Consider the following 9,625-nt stretch of genomic DNA (forward strand, 5'->3'; position numbering starts at 1 on the left):
CACCTATGCAACAAACAATTTATATAGATGATATTCAACCTCGTGAACGAATTGTTGAGGGAATAGATGTGTTTGAAATCGAATGGTTCGAAACACAAAAGCATCTATTTCATCGATTGACTACTAACGGGGTTGAACTACATCTACTGAAGGAGAATAGGGACTGGCAACACGCTGATGCATTGTATTGTCAAGGAGAATTAATCGCTCAACTTGTTATTAAACCCACTTTAACAATACAGTTTAAATCGGATAAAGGACAAGAGGTAGCTGATTTCTCTTTTTATATAGGCAATAGGCATCTACCTGTGTTTATAGAAGGAGATAACACCTTCTTAGTGCCTTATGACGGTAATCTATATGAACAATTGGCAAACAAGTTTGCAAATAATATTGTGCTAGAGAAGAGACAGTTGCTCACACAACATTTGCTTAAAAAGAAATACAGTAAATAGGGAACTGAAAACAGGGAACTGGAAACTGAAAACAGGAAACAGAAGCCTGATAGTACTGTAAACCGTAAACTGTAAACTGTAAACCGTTAACTGTAAACCGTAAACCGTTAACTGTAAGCTGTTAACTATAAACCGTACTCAGTTGTCGCAGATTTGTAATCCGTGACGAGTAAATTCTAAGAATTATGAAATTAAGATATTTATTAACTGTATTGTTTTCACTTGTATTATTACAATCGTGTAAACAAAGTACAGAATCAACACAATCTACAGAACCAACCTCAACAGAACTTGTAGCAATAGACAGTAGAGGTAAAGAGGTTCGTTTATCTAAGCCTACTACTAGAGTAGTAGCTTTATACGAGGCTCTAGTAGACGATGTATTTATGTTAGATGCACAAGAGAAGTTAGTGGGTATTCCTCAACAAATTTATTTGAATGAAGATACTTTCTCTTTTCTATCTACTTTAGATAGTCGTATGGCAAAGAAAGAGATTGCCACACCTACTTTCGGTGGAGGGTCTTCTAATGTGGAGGCGATTATAGGACTTCAGCCAGACTTAGTCATCACTTTTGATCAAGATGCAGAAGCTGTAGCGCAACTAGAAGATCTAGGTATCGCAGTATTTACCATTGCAAGTGAAGATCAAAAAGGAATTATCAGTGAACTTAAGGGAATAGGAACACTACTGGGGAAAGCTGATCGTGCTACTAAAATCACAGATTATATAGAAAAAGAAGTAGTAGAAATGGAAGCTTCTAAGGTAGAAAGCCCAAAGAAAGTATATTATGCTTGGTCTAAAGGACGAGTGCTTTCTACTTCGGGTAAAGGTACTTTAATGGATATGGCGATTACATTATCAGGTGCTATTAATGCATGCCCTTTAGAGATGCAAGCACCTAATGTAGGAGCGGAGATGCTGTACAAATGGAATCCTGATATCATCCTTCTGTGGAATTCTAATGAGCGCGATGTATATGGGTTAAGCGAATTAGCTAATCTACCTGCAGTAGTAAATAAACAAGTAAAGGTCATGAAACCTTCATTCTTATACGATCCTCACACAGTGAAGTTTTTATTATTTGCCAAACAAGTTCGTCAATGGAGTTACCCTGAGTACACAGAAGATGCGCTAAGAGCAGAGATAGATGAAGCGATGAATATATTATACAATACAAAAGGTCAGAAATAAACCATATATGAGATATAGCATTAAAGTTGGGTTATTGTGGATTATCCCTATTTGGTTATTAATAGGGTCTCTTATGTTGGGAACTACGGGGACTTTATCTCCAGCAGAGCTATTTAGCCATGCTGTGAAGTGGTTTAGTAGTTCAGAACTTTCTACAGACCCGATAGAGACTATCTTGTGGAAAGTGCGTTTGCCCCGTATTATCTTAACCTTTTTAGTAGGAGCCTCTCTTGCTGTATCAGGAGGAGTGCTACAAGCTATCTTTCGCAACCCTATAGTAGACCCTTTTACTTTAGGTATCTCTTCAGGAGCTGCCTTCGGAGCTGCTCTAGCTATGCTATTTCCTTTTATATCGATTAATCTATCTGCCTTTGCCTTTGGGATATGTGCTGTAGCATTGACTTATACAGTATCTTATGCAGGGAGTCGTACTTCTATAGTAAGTATGGTCTTGTCAGGAATTATCGTATCAGGAGTATTTACAGCTTTGCTAACCTTGTTACAATATATGAGTGACCCTTATAAACTACAAGCTATAGTGCAGTGGACAATGGGAAACTTACACACCGCTTCTTGGTCTAAAGTATATACCGCTTTTGCACCTATACTTTTGGGCTTATTTATAATTGTATTACTGCGTTGGAAGCTTAACCTTTTGTCGTTAGGAGATAATGAAGCTTTAGCCGTAGGGGTGAACCCGAAGTATTTGAAGCTTGTTCTTATCTGTGTAGCGACGATGATTACTGCTTCTTCGGTAGCTGCAGTTGGAGTGATTAGTCTATTCGGACTGATCGTACCTCACATGAGTAGAATGGTATTCGGACCTAATAACAATATTGGCGTTTGGGCTAATATCAGTATAGGAGGTTCTTTTCTATTGTTGATAGATGATTTCTCTCGTGCTGTAATGCCTTTTGAGATTCCAGTAGGAGTGTTTACGATGATTATAGGAGCACCTATATTTATTTATTTGATGAAGAAGAGTTTAACGAGTTGGAGCGCATGAGACAGTTGATAGAAATACAAGACTTAGTGTTTTCTTATGCTAAAGAAGTGGTCTTAGACAGGGTGAATGCGTCTTTTGAGCGAGGTAAACTCTCTATTATACTAGGGCGAAATGGAAGTGGTAAGTCTACGATGTTTAATATCCTAGCAGGTTTAGAAAAGAAGTATCACGGACAGGTGTGTTTTGATGGACAAGAACGCAGAATGATTAAACTTGGAAAAGAACAATATATGCGTATAGGATTCTTAAATCAGTTTCATCAGACTACTTTTCCTTTTACGGTGAAAGAAGTTATTCTAACAGGGAGGGCTTCTTTTGCGAAGTTTGCTCCTGCAGAACAAGATTTTCAAGAGGTAGTCGATATATTATCTCGCTTTCAGTTATCTCATTTGATAGATAAACCTTATACCTCACTTTCGGGTGGAGAGCGTCAGTTAGTCTTATTGTGTAGAGTATTAGTGCAAAAGCCAGAGGTGTTGATGCTCGATGAACCGACTAATCATTTAGACTTACATTATCAGGTAGCTGTACTAAAGTGTATTAAACAATTAGCAGAAGAAGGTACTACTGTACTCTGTGTGATGCATGACCCCAACCTTGCGTTTATGTATGGAGAGCGATTTTATCTGATGCAAAACAAACAGTTGATAGATATTCAAGAGGTACAAGGGGAAGAGTTACACCGATTGTTAGAAGAGACTTATCAGTTGCCATTACACCGTATAGATAATCAAGGCAAACCTATGTTTATGCCTTTAATATAGTTGGTATTATGAATATTCAGATCAGTAAAGTAGAGTTACATCAAGCTCAAGATATAAAAGAATATGTCAAAGCATTTAGAAAAGGTCTTTTTCCCATGTTAGATAGTACTATAGTCCCCCAAGACCTTTTACACTTTGAACAGACTTATCTCTTACATCCAGATGGATGTTTTCTACAGGCAAGAGATCACGATGATAATATCATGGGTGTGATAGGAATGATGCCTTATGATTATCGTTTTGACTATTTAGATTATAGAGATAATCGTACCGTAGAGGTCGCTCGTCTTTTTGTAGAACCTGCTTATCGAAGAACGGGATTAGCAACCACGTTGTTTAATGCTTTATTAGAAGTAGCCAAGGAGAAAGGGATAGATATGTTGTATTTACATACGCATCCTTTCTTAACAGGAGCTTTTGAATATTGGCAAAAACAAGGTTTTCAACTCATTAAAACGACGATGTATGGTGAGTTTGAGACACTACATATGGATAGAACGGTTAGGGATAAATAACCAGGATTGTAAGTTTTTACTACCATTTTACAATACCTCTGTTCTGAATAAGAATTGAGTGTTTATAATGTAAGTTCATCATGAGTCCGTTATTTTGGATAAAATAACGGACTCACTACGGACTCATAACGGACTTACTACGGACTCATTCCCAAGTGATAATAAACTTGAGAATACCTATATCGGATATAAATTAAGAAACACATTTACTAATGAAAATATATTTACATAAATCAGGAATAATAGCATTGTCTTTATTACTTCCTTATCTCTCTAATGCCCAAACTTCTCAGAAGGTATCGGGTAGAATATTAGGAGAGAAGAATAATCCCATAGCTTATGCTACTGTTACGATCGGTACTGATCATGTAGAAGAGAGTGATGAGCGAGGGGAGTTTAAAACAATAGATCAAGTACAGTTTCCTCTTTTACTACAGATTAATGCTTTAGGATATAAGCAAAAGTCAGTAGAACTTACAGAGGAGAGCTATAAAGAAGGTTTTGTTGTTAAGCTTGAAGAAGATGTGAGTCAATTACAAGAGATTCTAGTAACGGCAAGAAGAAATAATTCTTATTTAACCAACTCTACAGTATTAGGAGGAAAGTACAATGGGAGAATAAAGGATTTACCTCAGTCTATTTCTATTGTGTCTAGTGAGTTAATGGAGGACAAACAAGTGTTCCAGGTAGCAGATGTAATTCCTGATTTGGCAGGTGTAACACAGGCGTCAGTCTATGATGAGTTTGTTATCCGTGGATTTAAAAGTGGATATGACAACGGTATTCGTCTAATAAATGGAATGCGTTCTGCCTACGGTTTTGGAGAGAGTTACTATCGTTCGCCGATGACGATTAACTTTGAGAGTATCGAAGTTCTTAAAGGACCTGGAGCTTCTTTATTTGGAGATATTGCACCAGGAGGAACAATTAATATGGTTACTAAAAAGCCATTAGAAAATCACAAAGGGTTAATTAACTTCTCAGCAGGGAGCTTTGAGACCTTAAGAACTACTATTGATGTAGGAGGACCTATTGATAAAGATAAGAAGATATTATATCGCTTAAATGCAGGGTACGAAAGTTCTAAAACCTTTAGAGATATTAATAACCGCAAGAACTTTGCAGTAGCGCCTTCATTCACGTTTAAACCAGTGGAGGGAACGACCTTTGATGTAGATTTAGTATTCGATCAATTCAATGGTTATTTAGATAGAGGTATGAGTACTAAAGGAGGAGATTTATATGCTTTGCCACGTACCTTTACCTTGAGCCAACCTTCAGATTACTTTAAGACCAAGACTACTACACTTAGCGGACGCTTAACACAGCGTATTACAGATAATGTAAATCTGCATGTGAATTATATGAAGTCTATCTATGAAGAAGACTTAAATGAGCACAGAACACTAAATACCTATGCTAACCCGCCAGAGAACACAGTGGTGAATCTACGCTTCTTTGATCGTTATGGTAAGGAGTATACGGATAACTTCGTATCTTATTTAAAATGGGATAAATATGGTGAAAATATCGACCACCATATCGTAGTAGGAGTAGATTATGCTCAGTATAAGGGTGATAAAAATAGCTACCAACGCGAGGCGCGTAGTAAGAAAGAAAATGGAGAGGTAGTCGCTTTGACTTTTGACATGAATAATCCTGTATATCAAGGTGCTGATATTACTAATTATGTATGGAGATCAAACACACAATATCCTTTTATGAGCCCTTACAAGAGCACAGGAGTTTATATCCAAGATCAGATCTCTGTAGGAGAAAGATTAAAAATGGTATTGGGATTGAGACATGAGAGTTATAAGTCAGAGAGTACTGATACTAAGGTTCCTTTTACAGCGACTCAGAATGCTTGGCTACCTAGAGTTGGGTTAACTTACCTTATCAATGATAAGATTAATTATTTCGCTAGTTATTCTCAGGGGTATGTGCCAGTGGCTGCTAACTTTGTAGCTAATTATAAGGATTACGGGGCGGATAGTGCGTTTAAGTCAGAGAAGAGTTTCCAGGTAGAGACAGGGTTAAAAACAGGTTTCTTTGATAATCAGCTGCAAATGGATTTCTCTTTATTTAGAATTGAGAGAAGAGACATGCTTATCGGTACAGGACAGTTGACAGAAGCAGGATTACCAGTGTATAGACAGTCAGGTAGAGTAATCTCTCAAGGGGTAGAGTTAGATATGAGAGGACAGCTTACAAAAGAGTTTCAAATTATGGCCAACTATACTTATAATGACACAGAGGTAAAAGAGTCTGCTATCGCTTCAGAAGAAGGACAACTGTTACCTGGAGCTCCTAAGAACTCAGTTAGTATTTGGTTAAAGTATGTTTTTTCAGATACAGCACTTAAAGGGTTGGGATTCGGAGCAGGAGCCTATTATGTGGATCAGAGAAGATTAAGTGAAAGTGTAGGTAAAGATACTCAGGGGAATGCTCAGTGGGGATATCTACCAGCTTATATGACGGCGAATGCGGCAGTGTATTATCACTTAGATAAGTTTAAATTAGCTGTGAATGTGAATAATATATTTGATAAATATTACTTCCTTGGAGGTTTTGACTATACGAGAGTATTCGCAGGCGCACCTCGTAATGTGATGGTGTCTTTAGGATATAATTTTTAGATATTTATATCACGGATTTTATATCTGAGACAGCAATCTGTGATAACATTTAATATAATTTATTTTAGATAAAAAGAAAACCTTAATAGAGTTTATTCTGTTAAGGTTTTTTTGCATTATTTTAGCATAAGTATTTTAATAGCTCTAATGATGGCAAAACTAAAACAAATAGGTTATACTATTACTTATGATCAACTAGTAGATGAGAAAATAACTCCTAAGGTTGCAAAATTAATGGGAGAGATGCATGAAGTGGCAATACAGGGAAGTAAAAATGGAGATAAGTTATTAGAGAAAACGATTGCTACGTACCCTGGTATTCCTCAGTTTAAAAATTATTTATCGATTTGGTATAACACAAAAGGTAATACCAAGAAAGCTATTGAGGTGAATGACAGTATAATAAAAAAGCACCCAGAATATTTATTTGCTAAGGTTAATAAAGCAGCAATGTGTATTGATAATCGAGACTTTGATACGGTTATAAAACTTTTGGGTAGTTCTTTAGACCTTAAGGTATTGTATCCTGAGCGAACAGTATTTCATGTAAGTGAAGTAGAAGCAATGTCTAATATAGCTGTTCAGTATTATGTCTATAAAGGTGATTTTGAGCAAGCCAGAATAAGACTCGATATACTTAAAGAGATAAATCCAGAATCAGTATTAATAGATGCTTTTGAGAATTTTATTCTTGCTACAGAGGTTCTTAGTAAGAGTACTATGGAGACAGAAGATTATATGAGAACAACTATTAAGCAGCCTAAGACAAGAAAGAAGTTAGCACCTAAGTTTAACCATAAAGAGATTGAACTTCTTTACAAACAAGAAATACTTAGTGAAGAAGATGTTCAGATGTTGTTAGCTTTACCACGTACCACTTTGATAAATGACTTAGAGGCTGTGCTAGATGATAGTATTGCTCGTTATACATATTTTAGTAAAGAGGAATTTGATAGTTCTAATTATAATTTTGTTTTTAATAGTTTATTATTATTAAGAGAGTTAAAAGCAACAGAGAGTTTACCTAAATTATTGCATGTATTAGCACAGAGTGAAGAATACTTATACATGTATTTTGCCGATCTGTTGCCTGAATATTTATGGATGATTATCTACGAATTAGGACAAAACCAAATAGAAGTATTATTAGATTACGTCAAAAAACCACTTATATATACTTATTCTAAAACAGCTGTGTTATCTGCTGTTGCACAGTTGGCTTTGCATCAACCTAAAAGACGTAAAGAGGTTATAAAGTGTTTGAAAGCTGTCATGAATTATTATATCAAGGGAAAAGAAGAAGAAATAGATCCTGGTTTTATAGGTCTTTTGATAGGAGATGTTGTTGATATTCAGGCAAAAGAACTATTGCCAGAAATTAAGAAGTTATTTGAATTGGAGTATGTTGATTACATGGCTTGTGGAGATTTAGAAGAGGTTATGATGTATCTTACAGGAGATTTAGATGCAGTATTGCAATTAGAAATTAAGACTATTAGACAAATCAATATGATGTTAGAAGGTAATGAAGAACCTGATGATGATATGGATAGTGTTAGTAATGAGATGTATAATGATTTTATTTTAAATCAGTTCACTAATCATCAAATTGTCAATTCGCAAAAGGTTAATAGAAATGATCCTTGTCCTTGTGGAAGTGGTAAGAAATATAAGAAGTGTTGTTTACTAAAGAATACTAATGCTTAGTCAAGAGAAAATAAAGTATCAAAAACCTCAATAGATGCATTCTATTGAGGTTTTTTATTTGCTAAAAAAGATTAAGCTTATTTGAATTGATTTATTTTATTGGTTTCGTAATCAGTATTTTAGTTGTGGTTAATAATGCTAAAGCTATGTTCGAAAATAAGCATCTAGAATTTAAACAACAGCTAACTTCAGATTTAGAAAAAGAAGTTGTCGCTTTTTTAAATAGCAATGAAGGAGGTGTACTTTATATAGGTATTAATAATAAAGGTATCCCTATAGGAGTAAAGAATCTTGATCAGGATCAACTAGTTATTAAAGATCGGTTAAAGACTAATATACTTCCTTCCTGTTTAGGGCTATTTGATCTAGTTGTTGAAAATACAAAGGGCAAGAATGTTATAAAAATTATTATAGCAGGTGGATCTGAGAAGCCTTATTATATCAAGAAATATGGAATGTCAGAGAAAGGAACATTTATTAGAATAGGAAGCTCTTCAGAACCCATGACCACTAAACTAATAGAAGATTTGTATAGTAAACGAACTAGGAACTCTATTAGTAAGATTAAATCTCCTAAACAACAATTACAGTTCCAGCAACTACATATCTATTTTCAGTTTATCAATAAGACATTAAATGAACAGTTCGCAACTAATCTAGAGCTTTTAACCGAGAAAGAAGAATATAATTATGTTGCTTATCTAATGAGTGACAGTAATAGTGTCTCTGTTAAAGTAGCTCGTTATATAGGGCTAGATAGGGTAGAGTTAGAAGAGAGTAATGAGTTTGGTTATGAATCACTGATAAAAGCAACTCACCAAGTATTAGATAAATTAAATGTAGAGAATCGGACTCTAGCTAAAATCACAGCAAAAGAAAGGAAAGAAAGGCGTTTATGGAATGTAATCGCTTTGAGAGAAGCTGTTTTAAATGCCTTTGTACATAATGATTATACTCGAGAGATCGCTCCTAAGTTTGAGATATTCGATGACCGATTAGAGATTACTTCCTATGGAGGATTGCCTGATGGACTGTCAAAAGAAGAGTTTTTTTATGGTTTCTCTGTACCGCGAAATAAAGAGATTATGCGAATATTTAAAGACCTGGACCTAGTAGAACAGTTAGGGCCCGGTGTCCCTAGAATATTGCAGGCCTATGGTACAGATTGCTTTCAGTTTTCAGAAAACTTCTTGAAGATTACCCTTCCTTCAGCAGAACCAATTGTACTTGTTGAACGTGATAACGTGCAAGACACCATACAAGATAACATGCAAGGTAACATCCATGATACCATGCAAGATAACGTGCAAGACACCATGCAAGATAACGTGCAAGACACCATGCAA

General features: G+C 35.5%; 8 protein-coding genes. All 8 read left to right on the top strand.

Annotation, left to right across the window (positions count from 1 at the left end; translation table 11 throughout):
• Positions 1-5 precede the first annotated feature (5 nt).
• Positions 6-455 (top strand): hypothetical protein, encoded by a 450-nt coding sequence (locus RT228_RS05615; RefSeq protein WP_006258230.1) that lies wholly within the window; start codon positions 6-8, stop codon positions 453-455.
• A 185-nt stretch (positions 456-640) separates the two neighbouring features.
• Entirely contained in the window at positions 641-1,648 is a 1,008-nt protein-coding gene (locus RT228_RS05620) for an ABC transporter substrate-binding protein (protein ID WP_259638142.1), read from the top strand.
• 7 nt (positions 1,649-1,655) lie between these two features.
• Complete coding sequence (locus RT228_RS05625; protein WP_006258228.1) at positions 1,656-2,654, top strand: FecCD family ABC transporter permease; 999 nt, start codon at positions 1,656-1,658, stop codon at positions 2,652-2,654.
• Positions 2,651-3,418 carry an ABC transporter ATP-binding protein gene (locus RT228_RS05630; RefSeq protein ID WP_039329999.1) on the top strand — a complete coding sequence of 256 codons (768 nt, stop codon included), beginning with the start codon at positions 2,651-2,653 and terminating at the stop codon, positions 3,416-3,418. The genes RT228_RS05625 and RT228_RS05630 overlap by 4 nt, the downstream gene beginning before the upstream one ends.
• Before the next feature lie 8 nt (positions 3,419-3,426).
• A complete protein-coding gene (locus RT228_RS05635; protein WP_006258226.1) occupies positions 3,427-3,933 on the top strand; it encodes a GNAT family N-acetyltransferase in 507 nt (168 codons plus the stop codon).
• 212 nt (positions 3,934-4,145) lie between these two features.
• Complete coding sequence (locus RT228_RS05640) at positions 4,146-6,572, top strand: TonB-dependent receptor (RefSeq protein WP_286385489.1); 2,427 nt, start codon at positions 4,146-4,148, stop codon at positions 6,570-6,572.
• 150 nt (positions 6,573-6,722) lie between these two features.
• Complete coding sequence (locus RT228_RS05645) at positions 6,723-8,279, top strand: DUF1186 domain-containing protein (RefSeq protein ID WP_313138495.1); 1,557 nt, start codon at positions 6,723-6,725, stop codon at positions 8,277-8,279.
• A 146-nt stretch (positions 8,280-8,425) separates the two neighbouring features.
• Positions 8,426-9,625, top strand: a 1,200-nt coding sequence (locus RT228_RS05650) for an RNA-binding domain-containing protein (protein ID WP_313138514.1), incomplete at its 3' end; no start/stop codon positions are given.

Source organism: Myroides sp. (assembly GCF_032073645.1).
Lineage (GTDB): Bacteria > Bacteroidota > Bacteroidia > Flavobacteriales > Flavobacteriaceae > Flavobacterium > Flavobacterium odoratimimum.

Bases quoted from the DNA above. Each gene is read 5' to 3' on its own strand.
- RT228_RS05630 (WP_039329999.1), top strand. From the start codon at position 2,651: ATGAGACAGTTGATAGAAATACAAGACTTAGTGTTTTCTTATGCTAAA.
- RT228_RS05645 (WP_313138495.1), top strand. From the start codon at position 6,723: ATGGCAAAACTAAAACAAATAGGTTATACTATTACTTATGATCAACTA.
- RT228_RS05625 (WP_006258228.1), top strand. From the start codon at position 1,656: ATGAGATATAGCATTAAAGTTGGGTTATTGTGGATTATCCCTATTTGG.
- RT228_RS05640 (WP_286385489.1), top strand. From the start codon at position 4,146: ATGAAAATATATTTACATAAATCAGGAATAATAGCATTGTCTTTATTA.
- RT228_RS05620 (WP_259638142.1), top strand. From the start codon at position 641: ATGAAATTAAGATATTTATTAACTGTATTGTTTTCACTTGTATTATTA.
- RT228_RS05635 (WP_006258226.1), top strand. From the start codon at position 3,427: ATGAATATTCAGATCAGTAAAGTAGAGTTACATCAAGCTCAAGATATA.
- RT228_RS05615 (WP_006258230.1), top strand. From the start codon at position 6: ATGCAACAAACAATTTATATAGATGATATTCAACCTCGTGAACGAATT.